The following is a 16,119-nucleotide window of genomic DNA, read 5'->3' as shown; positions in this document are numbered from 1 at the left end:
CATAAGATACAAAGAAAGCGCAGAATGGTTTGCGCTGGCGGGTAAAAAGACGATAGAGACAGGCATAAAAAAACCTGTTAGCATGACTAACAGGTTTTTTTAAGGTAAATGAGGATTAGCCCAATTTAGCCTGAAGGTTTTCGTCAATTGCAGCCAGGAACTCTTCAGTATACAGGTAGTGTTTACCATGTTCTACTTTATTTCCGTGGATACAAACGGCAAGATCTTTTGTCATTTTCCCGCTTTCTACAGTTTCGATACATACTTGTTCCAGAGCCTGGCAGAATTTGATCAGCTCCTGGTTGTTATCCAGAACACCGCGGAATTCAAGACCTCTGGTCCATGCGAAGATCGAAGCAATAGGGTTGGTAGAGGTTGGTTTTCCGGCCTGGTGATCACGATAGTGACGTGTAACTGTACCATGTGCAGCCTCAGCTTCCATTGTTTTTCCATCTGGGGTAACCAGCACAGAAGTCATCAGTCCCAGGGAACCAAATCCTTGAGCTACGGTATCAGACTGAACGTCACCGTCATAGTTTTTACAAGCCCAGACGAAGTTACCATTCCATTTCAATGCAGAAGCAACCATATCATCAATCAGACGGTGTTCGTAAGTGATGCCAGCTTCGTCAAATTTCGCTTTGAAGTCGTTCTCATAGATCTCCTGGAAGATGTCTTTGAAACGGCCATCGTATTTTTTAAGAATGGTATTTTTGGTAGACAGGTATAAAGGCCATTTTTTGATCAGTGCCTGGTTGAAACAAGCATTGGCAAAACCACGGATACTTTCATCTGTGTTGTACATCGCCAAAGCAACCCCATCACCTTTAAAGTTGTATACGTCGAACGACTGTACTTCACCACCATCTTCAGGAGTGAAAGTTAGCGTCAGTTTACCTTTTCCTTTAGTTACCAGATCCGTTGCACGGTATTGATCACCGAAAGCATGACGGCCGATGCAGATCGGAGCAGTCCAGTTTGGTACCAGACGTGGAACATTGCTCATCACAATAGGCTCACGGAAAACGGTACCATCTAAGATGTTACGAATGGTTCCGTTTGGTGATTTCCACATTTGCTTTAAATTAAATTCTTTCACACGCTCTTCATCAGGAGTAATGGTTGCACATTTGATACCTACACCATATTGTTTGATGGCTTCAGCAGCGTCAATCGTTACCTGATCGTTAGTTTCATCACGGTATTCTACACCCAAATCATAATATTTAATGTCAAGGTCAAGATATGGAAGGATCAGTTTATCTTTAATGAATTTCCAAATGATGCGGGTCATTTCATCCCCATCTAACTCTACAACGGGTTGGTCTACTTTAATTTTTTGTACAGACATATTTGCGGATATTATTTTGATTGTTGAAATAACAAAGATATAAATTTTGAGTTTATAGCCTCATTTTATCCAAACAAGTCCAAACAATTAAAGATTTTATAACGTTATGATGATATAAAAAATACCAATATGAGCGGCGAGAAAAAAGATAAACTACACCCGACAGACCTCGGTGAAACCAGGGATTTTGACAACCTGTCCTACGATAAAAATAAAAATAGCTTCGAGTTTGACGTAAAAGGAGAAGAAAAGGATTACGACCATCCATTGCCGTATGATACGTCCGCGCCGAATGGTGAAGACAGCATTTCCAGCTACGATGAGGCCAATGCCTACAGTGGTAAAGACTATAATGATGCCGAGGAGGTGGGGGAGAATCTTGAGGAAGCAGGCATGCACATTGATCATGGTGAAAGTGTAGAGCTGACTCCGGAGGATGAACTGCTGGCCAGGACGCCCGAAGATGACCGTAGTGATCTGGATGAGGAAGGATATCCGGTGGATGATACACCTAAAAGGAAATAATTTATAACCACTTGGATTGGATTCCAGCTACTTCGCTAAGGATTCAAATAAGGTGAGGAAATGATGTTATTAAGGATTGACGTCCAGGTTGAACCTGCGGCGGAATTCTTCAAGCTTCGGATTTTTCTCTACCAGGTACTGGTATTTTTCGGTGCTGGTGTACAACCTGTTGACCACCTCCCTTGCTACTTGTTTGGTGACAATAGAGATGTTAAAGTTTTTAAGCTGCGGTCTGAGGAAGTTCATGAGGTCTACCATTTCTTCCTGCAGCAGATGTTCCTGTAGTTTGTGCTCCACATTTACAGAGATCACTTCCGGTCCTTCCAGAGAAGGGTCGGCACCCGACATCAATGTATAAATGTTGATCCTGCCCATTTCTTTAGCCCTCTCGGCATACTGGTTCCAGAGCAGGATCAGCTGTTCTATTGTGAATTGCTCGCGAGCATCCCCTTTAATGTATTTCGGTTCACCATTGTCTTCCTCCTCTGCGGCCCGGTCAAGGTTTGTCAGGGAAGGGATCATCGTGGCCGGTTTGGTATTTCCAATGCTGATTTTGCCATTGCCCAGGGGAATCCTGGTGGTAGGAATGGGTATTTTCGCTACAGGTGGGGTATTGCCGCCGGGCATTGTCGGTACTGAAGCGGCTGTATGCTGAACGGGTGTGGTGGGCTCCGGGGCTGCTGAAGGTTGTTTTTGTGGAAACTCCTGCGGCACGGAAGGCTGCTGAACAGGGGACGCTGGCGGGCCGGGAACATCCGCTGGTGCTGCAGCGACAGTAGAACTTACATTAGTTTTTTTTTTAATCTGATCGTTGTCAGTTGCTGCTTGAGGCTGTCTGGCGAGTTGAATCACCGAAGGGATGTGGCACATCTTGATGAGGGCCAGCTCCACCTGAAGGCGTTGGTTTTTGCTGTTCTTATAACTAAGGTCGCATTGGTTGGCCAGGTTCAGGGCGGTAAGGATAAATCCTACTGCGGTCTGCTGACTTTGGCTGATGTATTTCTGCTTGATATTTTCGCTGACTTCCAGCAGCTTGGTCGTCTGAGGATCCTTGGCTACCAATAGGTTCCGAAGATGACTCGCCAGCCCGTTGATGAAGTTGTTGCCGTCAAACCCGTTGTTGAGGATTTCGTCAAACAAGACAAGTGAGTTGCTTACATCAGCAGCAGTGAGGAAAGTGGTCAGCTTGAAATAATAATCGTAATCAAGGATGTTCAGGTTGTCGATGACAGATTTATAGGTGAGGTTCTTATTGGTGTAACTCACAATCTGGTCGAACATAGAAAGGGCATCTCTCAGCCCGCCATCGGCTTTCTGAGCGATAATATGCAGGCCATCTGCTTCAACACTGATGTTTTCACGTATGGCAATCCTGTTCAGGTGACTGGAGATATCGTCCACCTGGATCCTGTTGAAATCAAAAATCTGGCATCGCGATAAGATCGTGGGCAGGATTTTATGTTTCTCGGTAGTGGCCAGAATAAAAATGGCATATGAAGGCGGTTCTTCCAGGGTTTTCAGAAAAGCATTGAATGCATTTGCAGAAAGCATGTGCACCTCATCAATGATGTAGATCTTATATTTTCCTGCTTGTGGCGGAATGCGTACCTGGTCAATCAGGCTGCGGATGTCGTCCACGGAGTTGTTGGAGGCCGCATCAAGCTCATGGAAATTAAAGGAATGCCCCGTCTGAAAAGATATGCAGGACTCACAGGTACCGCATGCTTCCTGCTCAGCAGTGAGGTTGGTACAGTTGATGGTCTTGGCAAGGATCCTTGCACAGGTAGTCTTACCCACACCACGAGGCCCGCAAAATAAAAAGGCCTGTGCCAGCTGGTTGTTCCTTATAGCATTTTTTAAGGTGCCTGTAATGTGCTGCTGTCCAACAACGGTTTCAAACGTTGCCGGGCGGTACTTACGTGCTGATACTATAAAGTTCTCCATTCGGGTACGAAATTATAAATTTTTTACTGAGCATAATAGATTTGTTGGAAAATAAAGCTGGAAAATGATATTTTTGGTGTTAATCTAAACACTCATAAAATGATGAAACGCTTTCTTTCAGGTCTCCTGTTCCTGGCTACGATTTCCATGTACGCCCATGCGCAAAAAAACTTTCAACGCGGATATATTATTACAAACAACAATGATACCCTTAAAGGCTATGTCAATTATAAAGAAAAAGGATACAATTCTGCTACCATAGATTTTAAACATACGCTAGCGGATAAATTCCGAAAATACACGCTTAAGGAGTGTGCTGGCTGGGGAGTGGAAGATCTGGCAGTATACCGACGTTATGTGGTTGATGTAAGTCAGGCTACAATATCCTTATCTGCACTTTCGGATAAGATAGATTCCAGCTCAAAAAGAGATACCGTCTTTCTTCATGTCGTACAGGATGGGCAGAATGCTGTGTTATTCTCATATGTAGACGCTAATAAGAGGAGGTACTATGCATTGGAACGCGGGAAGTCGGAGCCTGAGGAGCTGACACGTTATGTTTACAAGCGGGATGGCCGTGTACTGACTGCGGGGAATTACATTTCGAAGGTGCAGCAGCTGCTGTGGAAGTATAATCCTGATGCGGAGGAGAGGAGGCTTGAAGGGTTACATTATGTAAACGCCGATATGATTTCGGTATTTTCTAAAATTAATAGGACAGAGCGGCGCCGGAAAAGAAATGTGAGTACCCGTTTCTTCGCGGGGCCTGCTTTGCAGGTCAGCGGGGTTTCCTACACTGGTGATGATGAGCTTGCCGGCGCTGATGTGAAATCAAAATCCGGGTTCGGGCCGGCGTTCAATGCAGGAATGGATTTATTCGCCAATGGTGCCGCAGGAAAATTGTTTTTCCGTGCTGAGCTCTCTGTGATGATGAGCAAAAACGAACTGACAAGACACACTTCTTCGTTCATCAGCAATAAGGACATCAAACACAATATTGAGCAGCTCAATATCGCAGTAACACCACAGGCATTATACAATATATGGAACAAGGACCTCCTGAAACTGTATGTAGGCGTAGGGGCTGCGTTGAATTTTACCAGTTATCCAAAAAATGAAAGATCAGAATACGAGTACCAACGGAACAGAACACTGACACGTGATGTTGAGCTCAAGAGTTTTAATGTGTCATTTCCGTTCCGGGCCGGGGCGGTGCTGAGCAAACATCTGGAGCTTTCTGCTAGTTACACCCTGCCTATGGGGATCACGGATTATGCCTTCTACACGGTAAAAGTTGACCGTTACCAGATCGGGATTAACTATCTGTTTGGTAAACGCTAAATGATTTGATTAATAGATTTTTATTACTACATTTGCATCCCCGTAGTCATGCGGGAATAAACATAAATTAATAAATAACAATGAATCAGTACGAAACTGTTATCGTTCTAACCCCGTTGTTGTCAGAAGAAGTTGCGAAAGAAGCGATTGCTAAATTCAGCAAGATCATCACTGACAGCGGAGCCGAGATTGTTCAAGAGGACAATTGGGGTTTGAGAAAATTAGCGTATCCGATTGAGAAAAAAGCAAGCGGATTCTTCCACCTTACAGAGTACAAATCTTCAGGTGAATTAATTACTAAATTGGAATTGGCATTAAAACGCGATGAGCGTGTTCTTCGTTTCCTTACCATTAGATTAGACCGTCACGCGGTTGCTTATAATGAGAAAAAACGTAGCGGTGCTTTTAACAAAAAACCTAAGAAAGAGGAGGCTGCAGGATAATGGCTAAAGATCAAATACAATATGTTACTGCTCCAAAAGTGGACGATAACAGAAAAAAATATTGCCGTTTCAAAAAGAATGGTATTAAATATATTGATTACAAAGACGCAAACTTCCTGTTGAAATTCATCAATGATCAAGGTAAGATTTTACCTCGCCGTTTGACTGGTACTTCATTGAAATTCCAACGTAAAGTGGCTCAGGCGGTAAAACGCTCACGTCATATTGGTTTGTTACCTTTTGTTGCTGACCAATTAAAATAGGAGCTGAGAGATGGAAATTATTTTAAAACAAGATATCAAATCCCTAGGGGAAAAAGATGATATCGTGAATGTAAAGCCAGGATACGGCCGTAACTACCTGATCCCTCAAGGATTTGCACAGTTGGCTACTCCTTCAGCAAAGAAAGTTTTAGCAGAAAACCTGAAACAAGCGGCTTTCAAACAAGATAAAATTAAGAAAGATGCTGATGGTATCGCTGAGCGTTTAGCAGATGTTAAACTGACTATCGGTGCTAAAGCTGGTGAGACAGGAAAAATCTTCGGTGCAGTAAACACCATCATGATTTCTGACGCACTGAAACAACAAGGTTTTGATGTTGACCGTCGTCGCATCACTTTCGAAACTGAACCTAAATTTGTTGGTGAATATGTAGCCAACTTAAACTTACACAAAGAAGTGAAAGTTAAAGTTCCTTTCGAAGTTGTAGCTGAGTAATCTTAATCTACAGATATAAAAAAAGGGCCTGAGTGATCAGTGCCCTTTTTTTATGCCTCTCTGGGTTCGTACGCTCAGGGATGTTGTGGTTTCTTCAGTCTTTTTTTCTAATCCTGTTTCTTCCAGTTTTTGCGGCCTATCGGCTTCTTCTTTTAGCCCTGTTCTCCTCTATGATCTTCCGGATTTCCTTGATGTCCTTTTTAGAGAAACCGTGGATCTCTACTTTCGTTCCGTTTACAAAAAGGCGGAGTGTTGAAAAACCAATCATCGGAGAATCCACTTCTATGGAAGTGATGTCTTCATAAGTCAGGAATTTGGAATCCCCACTGAACAGTCCGGGGATCTTTACCTCAATATTGTTTTCTTCCAAATGGATCTCTGCCGGGAAAACCTTATTTCCCTCAGAGAGTCTTGATGCTGTGAACTTCATGTTTTGACTTGTATATTAACGTGTTGCAAAGCTAGTTATTCTTTAGGATGCTTTTTCTGCATTCTAATTAAATTCTTGCCCTATTGAAATTAGCTGTGGATGTTTACCTTTGTGAACAATGGCAACAAAACCACGCAGCAACACTCCCAAATCAAAAAAAACACCCCTTCGTAAACGGATCAGCAGCATCGTGACCAAGGTCTTTCTCTGGTTTCTAATGGTCACGGTCTTGTGGGTACTGGTCTATCGCTTTGTCAATCCCCCAATTACCATCCTGATGATCCAGCGTAACATGGAGCGGAGCAGCGACGACCTTCCCCATAAGATGGAAAAGAAATGGGTGGACTTTGAGGACATCTCTGATAACATGAAACGTGCTGCTGTTTCTGCCGAAGACCAGCTCTTCCTGAAGCATATCGGGTTTGATGTGAAGGCCATTGAAAAAGCATTTGCAACCAATAAAAAGGGAAAAAAGATTAAAGGAGGAAGTACGATTTCGCAGCAAACCGCAAAGAATGTATTCCTATGGCCCGGGAGGTCGTGGATCCGTAAGGGATTTGAGGCTTATTTTACAGTGCTCATCGAGTTGTTGTGGAGTAAGGAGCGCATCCTGGAGGTTTACCTGAACGTCATTGAAATGGGCGATGGCATCTATGGCGCTGAGGCAGCTACGCAGGCTTATTACGGGAAGTCCTGCACAAAGATGAGCCGCTCCCAGGCTGCCCTGATTGCCGCTTGTTTTCCGAATCCACGACGGTGGACACCTAAAAAGGCGACCACCTACATCCGCCACAGGCAGTACCTCATCATGAAAAATATGAGAAGACTGGGGCCGCTGGATTTTTAAGTGGCATCACCGGATTCCTGTCTGGAAATCACTATCTTCATCAACAGATATGACGTTTTTGCAAGATGACCGTAAGTACTGGGAACAGATGCGCCAGGGCGACCAGAAGGCCCTATTTGAGCTGTACCACCTGATGTATTTCCACCTCATCCGCTTTGGACTGAAAGTCTGTGGTGATGATGAACTTGTCAAAGATTGCGTCAATCAACTCTTCCTGAATTTATGGGATAAAAGAGCTGCACTTCCGCCTGTAGAACAGGTGAAGTCCTACCTGATGACCTCACTGAAGCACAATATCCTGGATCAGCTGAGCGATCTTGATAAAACCAATGCAGCCCTGCTGAACATGGTTGCCGAAGAGGCGCATGCTGAGCTTTCTTATGAAGACATCATCATTAATGTCCAGCATGATGATCAGCTGAAAAGAAAACTGGAGCTGGCGATTGCGCAACTTACTCCACGACAGATGGAATTGATCCGACTCAAGTTTTTTGAAGACTTGAGCTATGAACAAATTGCTGGAGTAACTTCTCAGACGGTAAAAACTGCCTACAATACCATTTATGATGCGATAAAATCATTGAGGAAATTGTTAAAATGATTATTTGCGATAAATAATTCAATTTTTCTTAGGAAAAAACAGCTGGTTTTCTGTCTGTATAGTAAAACCAAAACATTATGTTGTTTCCTAACCCTGATTTTTGTGTAGAAGACCTGATTTGTGATGAAGGTTTTCAGCGGTACTGCCTTGGATATGATCCTGAGTTACAGGTTTCCTGGGACAACTGGATCGTTAGTCTTCCACACAGAGCTGATGATATTCGGGAAGCGACCAGGTTGCTGGATATCCTCCATGCGAAACGGGGAGGGAGAGTCCTGCAGTTCCGGGAGTTGGAAAGTGGATTGAGACAAAGGGAGCTTTTTGCAGCCTCCATTGCTCCGGTAGCAGAGGGCATACTGGGCCGCCCTAAAAGAGCGGCACTTGCCTATTACGGCTTTGCCGCTGTGGCAGCAAGTGTCCTGATTATGTTGGTTTTCTTTTTGAAAAAACAAGTCGCTCCAATACTGGAGAGTTCTGCAGCAACTGAATTTTCATCGGGCATTGTTCCACGGAAGACCATCATCCTTGAAGATGGTACCATTGTCACCTTATCGAAAGAAACTGTAGTCAGACTGAAAACCGGATTTAATCATGCCTCACGCGAGCTTTGGCTGGAAGGGGAAGCTTTCTTTGATGTTCATCATAATGCCTCCCTGCCTTTTATTGTTCATACTGCCTATAACGACATTCAGGTGTTGGGTACCACTTTTAATGTTAAAGCCTACTCACAAGATCCGACGATGGAAACAGCGCTGCTCAGGGGGAGTGTGCGTGTGGTCCCGAAAAGCCATCCTGAGCTAACGGTAGTTTTAAAGCCGAATGAGAAGCTGATTGCCGAACAAGACTCCAAATTCCGGAATGATAAACCGAACATAGCATATAAGGTTGTCATTTTCAGAGACAGCACCACAAGTGTTGCCCCCAAGGAACTCATGTGGTTGCGAAAGCGGCTCGAAATTGATGACCAACCCTTGTCGGCAATTGCAAAACAGCTCGAAAACTGGTATGGCATCAAGATAATGATTGAAGATGACGCCCTGAAGCATTACCGTTACTCTGGCGTATTTGAAAATGAAACCATTGTCAAAACGCTGGAAGCATTGCAACTGTCGTACCCCTTTAAGTTTATCATCCGGCAGGACGAGATCATACTTAAAAAACCATAATACGTACCAACCGACACTACCCGAATACAGCAATCAACCTACATCAACCAACTTTACCCAACCTTAACCAAACTAATATGAGAGAAAACGTACTCAGCAAACCCTCCGTTAGCGCTCGCCGGAGCTATTGTTCCGGCAATGGCTTGTTGCTGCGGATGAAAATTACAGGATTTATTCTGCTGGTCATCAGTCTGCAAACGACTTTTGCCGGATTTGCGCAGGAGAAGATTACCCTGCAGCTCCGCGATGCCAGCATCAGGACCTTGTTAAAAGCCATTGAAAAGCAAACTGCCTACCGCTTTGTCTACAGCCACAACATCATCTCCCAGGATGCAAAGACAACCCTGAACGTTCATGAAGCTTCTCTTGATGAGACCATGTTGCTCATCCTGAAAGGGACGCAGCTCAGTTATCAACAGAAAGAAGACCATCTCGTAGTGATCTATTCCTCGACATCTGCCCCGGAGAAAGCCATCGGCATCAGGGGGAGGGTTGTCGATGCCGGAGGGTTGCCTATGCCCGGGGTATCCGTTAAGGTCTCGGGAACGAACACCGCGGTAGTGACGGACGCAAATGGCAGCTATACCATCGAAGTGCCGGATCGCACTGCCAGCCTGGAGTTTACATTTGTAGGGTATGCACGTCAGGTTATTTCCGTCGGATCACAAACCACGCTGAATGTGACTATGACTGCCGGAAGCCAGGACCTGAAAGAAGTGACTGTAACAGGGTATACCAATTACAGCAGAAGCCAGTCTGCCAGCGCTTCCTCGGTAGTGCAGGGGAAAGACATGACACAGGCTTCCCTATCTACATTTGATCAGGTGCTCCAGGGACGCGTTGCCGGTTTACAGGTATCCTCAGGCTCTGGTCAGCCTGGAACAAATGCCCAGGTAATCCTCCGTGGTATTGGTACCATCAGCGGAAATACTGCTCCTTTATATGTACTGGATGGGATTCCCATTGAAAATTCTTACTTTCAAACGCTCAATTCGGCAGATTTTGAGAGCGTGACGGTTTTAAAAGATGCCACCTCAAAGGCTCAGTATGGTGCCAGGGGTGCGAACGGTGTCATTGTCATCACCACCAAAAAGGGAAAAACCGGAAAGGTGCAGTTCAGCTATAGATCACAATATGGCATCTCCAAACTGAGCTCGCCGAAGTTCAACATGATGAATACGGCAGAACGGCTGCGATTTGAAGAAGAGATCGGTCTGGAAACAGGATCCGAGATTGGCCCCGGATGGACATTCTCCAGGAATAACCCTGAATATTCGGACATGACCACGGTGGAACAGCAGCGTGCCGACTTCATCCTCGACAGCATCAGCAGGATCAATACCGACTGGAAAGACATCTTTTTCGGGACAGGCAAGTTTGTAGAACAGCAGGTGGATGCCAGTGGTGGGAACGATAATGTCCGTTTTTACAGCTCTGTGAATTATTATAAACAGGATGGTATTGCCAGAAGGTCTGGTCTTGAGCGGTACTCCATGAGGAATAATGTCGACTTTACGGCCGGACGGTTGTCGGCAAGCCTCAATACCAGTCTCGGTTATTCTGAGTCCAGCTTCATTGAGCGTGAAGGCTCCAGTAGTGGCAACAATCCTTTGTCGGCAGTGTATTATGCGCTTCCTTATGAGGCACCTTACGCTTCGGATGGTACACTTGTCCACTATGGCAACTCTGATGAATATGAGATTTATGACTTGCGCGAGGGTAGCAATGCTTTGGAGCGGATGTTGAACACCACCAACAAAACGAATCAGTATAAAACTATCCTGAGTGGATCGTTAAACTATAAACTCACCAACGACCTCACCGTAAAAACAAGGCTGGGGATAGACTTCAGGGAATCTACTGATGAACGTTTCATCAGGCCTGATTCTTATTCAGGGTCAAATGAAAATGGCGAGCAGGGAAGCTTCGGCGAGAACCTGCGCCGCAATTTTTCTATCATCTCCACTTCAGGGCTGACTTATAACAAAGTCGTCGACAAGCATAATTTTGAGCTTACCGGTTTGTACGAGATCACCAAACAGCGTTACAGAAGTTTCGGCTACAACGCTTATGGCATTGATCCACGCCTTCCGGAGACGCCTGCAGGTGCTACACCGGGTACGGATGAGAACTCATTTATCCCGGAGTTCAACGGCGGCAGGACCCGCAATGCATTGATCTCCTACATTGCCCTGGGCCGTTACACTTATAATGACAAGTATACCCTCAATGCCAGCTACCGTTATGATGGTTCTTCTACGCTGCCAGCAAAAAACAGATGGCATGGGTTTTATTCTGTAGGTCTGGCCTGGGACGTTAAAAAAGAAGAGTTCCTCTCGGAATCCTCATTTGTTGACGGCCTCAGGCTGCGTGCCAGTTATGGCACCACAGCGAGTCCCTTTGCGGGCAACTTCACCTACCTGCCAACGTATGCCACTACATCCTACGGCGGTAACAGCGGGATTTATCCTGCTTCGTACGGGAGTGCCGACTACGACTGGGAGTATGCGAAGGACCTGAACATCGGTTTTGATCTGGATATCTGGAACAACAGGGTTCATCTCGTAACGGATTTCTATCATAAAGAAACGGCAAACCTTTTCCTGGACCTGCCGGTGTCGCTCACCTCCGGGATTTCTTCAATGCCGCTGAATGCGGGCGCTATGCGCAACAGGGGTGTTGAGGTATCGCTTGGACTGGATGTCATCCGCAGTGCTGACTTCAAATGGAACCTCGGACTGAACTTTGCCTACAACCAAAACCGCGTGACCTCACTTGCCGGGGCGGGTGAGTTTGAACAGAATACCACGGAGATTGTGAGGGAAGGGCTGGCCTATGGATCTCATTATGCGCCAAAATGGGCTGGTGTGGACCGTGCAACCGGTGATCCCCTGTATTACAACAGGGATGGTTCCATTACTACGGATTACAACGCTACGGAAATGAGTGTTGCCGAGTTCGGCAGCCTGTACCCGCCATTCACAGGAGGGTTCAATACAGCCTTTAGCTACCGTTCTTTCAGTCTCTCGGCGCTGTTCAGCTTTGCGAACAACGTATACCGGTATAACAATGAGGATTATTACAATGAGAACCCGAGCTTTGGATCCAGCGGGCAGTCGGTCAGGATGTTGTACAACCGCTGGAAACAGCCGAATGATGACGCTATTCTGCCGAGGTATGATGCCGACAGGAGTTACTCATCTAAAGATATCCAGAATGCTTCCTACTTGAGACTGAGAAATGTAAACCTGAGTTACGCACTTCCGAAGTCGGTAATTGACCGGGCGAAATTCCTGACCGCGGTCAGCGTTTTTGTGCAGGGCAGCAACCTGGTCACCTGGACCAAATGGAAAGGTTTTGATCCTGAAGATAACAACGGTGAAGCGATGTTTGATTATCCAAACTCCAGGACTTACACCTTTGGTTTAAATGTTAACTTCTAACCCGTACAGACATGTCAAAATATTATAACAGACTTTTTCTTCCTGCAGTATTTGCACTTTCTCTGCTGGGAGCATCATGCAGCAAACAGCTGGACTTGCAGCCCACGGATACAATTGATGACAGCAAGGCTTTTCAGACCGTATCGGACCTGAATGGTGGACTACTGGGTGCCTATGCTTCATTAAATGCCACCACCATTACGAACGTATCGCTGACTTCCGATGAATGTATGCTGCCGAGTGAAAATGGTACCGGCCGTGGTGTGTCTACCTATCGCTGGCAATATGATGGCAGCAACTCGACCATTACGGCAGGCTGGGGCAGTAACTACGTTACCATAGATATCGTAAACAGGGTTCTTAATTTTGTGGACCGCGTGAAATCGAAACCTGCAGAGGAGACTTTAAGACAGCAATATAAAGGAGAGCTGCTGGCCATGCGTGCCTACTGCCACTTTGAGTTGCTGAGAAACTTTGCTGCCGCTTATGAAACTTCGGCCCTTGGCATTCCTTACATGGAAGAATCAAAAGTATCCAAGCCCTCACGGTTGCTGTTTGGGGAGAGCATTGCCAAGGTGAAAGCCGATCTGATTGCTGCGAAGGCGCTAATTCCTGCATCATTTGACGACAACACGAGGATTACGCTTCCTGCCATTTCGGCGATGCAGGCAAGGGTAGCACTTTATGAACGCAACTGGACGGATGCCATCACCTTTAGCACAGAGGCAATCAATGCCGTCCCGTTGGCAAGTATCAGCGAATTTCCGGATATCTGGAAAGACGAGTCGGAGGCCGAGGTCATCTGGAAGCTGAAAAGGGTCACTGGAGATAGCCGCATTGGAGATTTTTATTACGATACACGTAATATTGTTCTGTATGCACCGGCATTTGAGCTGATCAATACTTTCGATCAGGTGAACGATGTCAGATATGGTGCGTATGTTAAATTTGATGACACGAGAGGGCAGGGAAAGTCGCTATACAGTGTCAATAAGTACCTGGAGGGCAGCTCCGGACTGCCCAACCTGACGGATGTTAAACTCTACAGAACTGCTGAGCTGTACCTGATACGTGCGGAAGCTTATGCCGAGCAGAACAATCCTGGACTGGCAACACAGGCGCTGAACGAACTGCGTGCTGAACGCATTGAAGGGTATACGGATGCGGCATTCGGAGATAAGGCGGAACTGATCACAGCCATTACCCTTGAGCGTTATAAGGAGCTGGCGTTTGAAGGACACCGCTTTTTTGACCTGAGGAGGCTTGGCCTGCCCATCACGAGGATTCCTGCCGATGCGATAAACACATTAGGGGCAATCACACTGACATCGGATGAGAAACAATATGCATACCCAATCCCAAATGCGGAAATCACAGCCAATCGTAATGTACGTCAAAATCCTTTATATTGAACTTATGAACTTTAATCTGAAACATCCCCTGTGTTTCTTGCTAATCCTCTTTTCGGCACAACTGCAGGCGCAGGCACAGAAAAAATATGTAATGGTGATCCACGGTGGGGCAGGCACCATCCTGAAGAAAAATATGACCCCTGAAAAGGAGGCTGCTTATGTGGCGGTGCTCAAACAAGCGCTGCAGGTAGGTTACGATCAGATCCATTCTGGGAAGAGCAGCCTGGACGCCGTGGAGGCTAGCATCCATGTGATGGAAGATTCGCCCTTATTTAATGCCGGCAAAGGTGCTGTTTTTACCCATGATGGCAGAAACGAGATGGATGCAGCCATTATGGATGGCAGTAATATGGCGGCCGGGGCTGTAGCAGGGGTGACAGTGATCCGCAATCCCATCAGTGCTGCCCGGGCAGTAATGGAAAAATCTGAACATGTCATGATGGTGGGGCCAGGAGCTGAAGCCTTTGCCAGGCAGGCCCACCTGGAAATTGTTGATCCCAAATATTTCTACACCAGGGAACGTTGGGATGGGCTGCAGCAGGCGATAAAGGAAGATTCCCTGAAGGCTGTGCTGGACCATGGCAGTAAGAAGTCGATGAAGCTCGGTACCATCACTAAGGATTACAAATTCGGTACAGTGGGTGCCGTGGCGCTCGACCAGGCTGGAAACCTGGCGGCGGGGACTTCTACCGGAGGCATGACCAACAAAAAATATGGCCGCGTTGGTGATGCGCCGATCATCGGTGCAGGAACCTATGCCAACAATGCTACTGCAGGTATTTCCTGCACAGGCTGGGGTGAGTTCTACATACGTAATGTGGTGGCACACGACATTTCAGCGATGATGGAATATAAAAAGGTGTCACTTGCCGTTGCCGCTAAGGCGGTGCTCGAAAAGGTAGGCAAGATGGGTGGTGATGGCGGGCTGATTGCGCTGGACAGGCGCGGCAATGTAACCATGCCTTTCAATACCGAAGGGATGTACCGCGGAACGGTCACTGCAGATGGTAAGATTGAGGTGCTGATTTATAAATAAAGCTAATGATGAAGTATAGATTTTTCTTTCTGTGTTTCTTTTTATTAGTGATGACACAGGCAGAAGCACAGCGAAATGCACCGAAACCGAAGGGCAACTTGTTTATCATTGGTGGGGGATCGCGATCACCTGAACTGATCAGAGAACTGCTGCGCACTGCTGATCTGCGTCCAAAAGACCATATCGTTGTGCTGCCCATGTCCAGTGCAGAGCCCGAGGCTTCTTTTGCCTCCATTGCCAAAGAGTTTTCGACTGCCTCCACTCAGGTCATTGGTAATTTGAATTTTGACGCCGAGAAAGTGAAGGATAAGGTCTGGCTGGATTCTCTCAGGACGGCGCGACTGATTTTTATTACCGGGGGCGACCAAAGCCGGTTCATGAAGGCGGTGTTGCATACACCTGTATACGAGGTGATCCATGAGGCTTACCGTAATGGCGCCACCATTGCCGGTACCAGCGCCGGGGCTGCGGTGATGAGCAAATACATGATTACCGGAGAACAGCTCCTGGGGGATACGTCTTACAGGGCTACCTTTGATAAGTTATTGAAGGGAAACATCGTGTTTGAGGAGGGCATGGGCCTGCTTGATTCCGTGATCATCGATCAGCATTTTGTGAAGCGCAGCCGCTACAACCGATTGCTTTCGGCACTGGCGGCGCATCCTACATTTGACTGTATCGGCATTGATGAGGGAACCGCGATTGTGGTGAGTGGCAAGAAGGTCCGGGTGGCAGGGGTAAGTCAGGTGCTCAGTATTTCCGACCCCAAAGAGCTGAAAGTTACAGAAACGGGACACCTAAAAATGAAAAATCTCCGTTTCAGCATCTATACTGACGGAGATTCCTTTATGATTAAATAATCT

At 46.3% G+C, this 16,119-nt stretch carries 15 protein-coding genes; 12 read left to right on the top strand and 3 right to left on the bottom strand.

Annotation, left to right across the window (positions count from 1 at the left end):
• Nucleotides 1–115: 115 nt before the first annotated feature.
• Nucleotides 116–1,351, bottom strand: a complete 1,236-nt coding sequence (locus PBAL39_RS18640; RefSeq protein ID WP_008244406.1) for an isocitrate dehydrogenase (NADP(+)) — start codon at nt 1,349–1,351, stop codon at nt 116–118.
• Between the two features lie 129 nt (nt 1,352–1,480).
• Here PBAL39_RS18640 and PBAL39_RS18635 point away from each other — a divergent pair, with 129 nt between their 5' ends.
• Nucleotides 1,481–1,876 carry a hypothetical protein gene (locus tag PBAL39_RS18635; protein ID WP_008244404.1) on the top strand — a complete coding sequence of 132 codons (396 nt, stop codon included), beginning with the start codon at nt 1,481–1,483 and terminating at the stop codon, nt 1,874–1,876.
• A 69-nt stretch (nt 1,877–1,945) separates the two neighbouring features.
• On the opposite strand, the gene PBAL39_RS18630 is transcribed toward PBAL39_RS18635, so the two are convergent.
• Nucleotides 1,946–3,820: a DNA polymerase III subunit gamma/tau gene (locus PBAL39_RS18630; RefSeq protein ID WP_008244400.1), complete on the bottom strand. Its 1,875-nt coding sequence runs from the start codon at nt 3,818–3,820 to the stop codon at nt 1,946–1,948.
• 99 nt (nt 3,821–3,919) lie between these two features.
• Here PBAL39_RS18630 and PBAL39_RS18625 point away from each other — a divergent pair, with 99 nt between their 5' ends.
• From PBAL39_RS18625 to rplI, 4 genes are all read left to right on the top strand, one after another.
• Nucleotides 3,920–5,161, top strand: a complete 1,242-nt coding sequence (locus PBAL39_RS18625; protein ID WP_008244397.1) for an outer membrane beta-barrel protein — start codon at nt 3,920–3,922, stop codon at nt 5,159–5,161.
• Between the two features lie 80 nt (nt 5,162–5,241).
• On the top strand, nt 5,242–5,604 hold the full coding sequence (gene rpsF, locus PBAL39_RS18620) for a 30S ribosomal protein S6 (protein ID WP_008244394.1): 363 nt from the start codon (nt 5,242–5,244) through the stop codon (nt 5,602–5,604).
• A complete protein-coding gene (rpsR, locus tag PBAL39_RS18615) occupies nt 5,604–5,867 on the top strand; it encodes a 30S ribosomal protein S18 (RefSeq protein WP_008244392.1) in 264 nt (87 codons plus the stop codon). Before rpsF ends, rpsR begins: the two co-directional genes overlap by 1 nt.
• A 10-nt stretch (nt 5,868–5,877) precedes the next feature.
• Nucleotides 5,878–6,321 carry a 50S ribosomal protein L9 gene (gene rplI, locus PBAL39_RS18610; RefSeq protein WP_008244390.1) on the top strand — a complete coding sequence of 148 codons (444 nt, stop codon included), beginning with the start codon at nt 5,878–5,880 and terminating at the stop codon, nt 6,319–6,321.
• Nucleotides 6,322–6,457: 136 nt separating this feature from the next.
• Here rplI and PBAL39_RS18605 read toward each other — a convergent pair whose 3' ends face one another.
• Complete coding sequence (locus PBAL39_RS18605) at nt 6,458–6,751, bottom strand: hypothetical protein (RefSeq protein ID WP_008244389.1); 294 nt, start codon at nt 6,749–6,751, stop codon at nt 6,458–6,460.
• A gap of 118 nt (nt 6,752–6,869) precedes the next feature.
• Between PBAL39_RS18605 and mtgA the strand changes: the two genes are divergently transcribed.
• The 7 genes from mtgA to PBAL39_RS18570 all read left to right on the top strand — a co-directional run bounded on the left by mtgA (nt 6,870) and on the right by PBAL39_RS18570 (nt 16,116).
• Nucleotides 6,870–7,598: a monofunctional biosynthetic peptidoglycan transglycosylase gene (mtgA, locus tag PBAL39_RS18600; protein ID WP_008244387.1), complete on the top strand. Its 729-nt coding sequence runs from the start codon at nt 6,870–6,872 to the stop codon at nt 7,596–7,598.
• A 49-nt stretch (nt 7,599–7,647) separates the two neighbouring features.
• Nucleotides 7,648–8,199: an RNA polymerase sigma factor gene (locus tag PBAL39_RS18595; protein ID WP_008244384.1), complete on the top strand. Its 552-nt coding sequence runs from the start codon at nt 7,648–7,650 to the stop codon at nt 8,197–8,199.
• Between the two features lie 77 nt (nt 8,200–8,276).
• Entirely contained in the window at nt 8,277–9,365 is a 1,089-nt protein-coding gene (locus PBAL39_RS18590) for a FecR family protein (protein ID WP_008244383.1), read from the top strand.
• Nucleotides 9,366–9,442: 77 nt separating this feature from the next.
• Nucleotides 9,443–12,808: a TonB-dependent receptor gene (locus PBAL39_RS18585; RefSeq protein ID WP_232282981.1), complete on the top strand. Its 3,366-nt coding sequence runs from the start codon at nt 9,443–9,445 to the stop codon at nt 12,806–12,808.
• A gap of 11 nt (nt 12,809–12,819) precedes the next feature.
• Complete coding sequence (locus PBAL39_RS18580) at nt 12,820–14,220, top strand: RagB/SusD family nutrient uptake outer membrane protein (RefSeq protein ID WP_008244381.1); 1,401 nt, start codon at nt 12,820–12,822, stop codon at nt 14,218–14,220.
• A gap of 4 nt (nt 14,221–14,224) precedes the next feature.
• Nucleotides 14,225–15,256 carry an isoaspartyl peptidase/L-asparaginase family protein gene (locus tag PBAL39_RS18575; protein ID WP_157274108.1) on the top strand — a complete coding sequence of 344 codons (1,032 nt, stop codon included), beginning with the start codon at nt 14,225–14,227 and terminating at the stop codon, nt 15,254–15,256.
• 5 nt (nt 15,257–15,261) lie between these two features.
• Entirely contained in the window at nt 15,262–16,116 is an 855-nt protein-coding gene (locus tag PBAL39_RS18570) for a cyanophycinase (protein WP_157274107.1), read from the top strand.
• Nucleotides 16,117–16,119 lie beyond the last annotated feature (3 nt).

Source organism: Pedobacter sp. BAL39 (genome assembly GCF_000170795.1).
Taxonomy (GTDB): Bacteria; Bacteroidota; Bacteroidia; order Sphingobacteriales; family Sphingobacteriaceae; genus Pedobacter.
The sequence above is the reverse complement of the archived record's forward strand: the minus strand, read 5'-3'. Positions and strand labels throughout refer to the sequence as shown.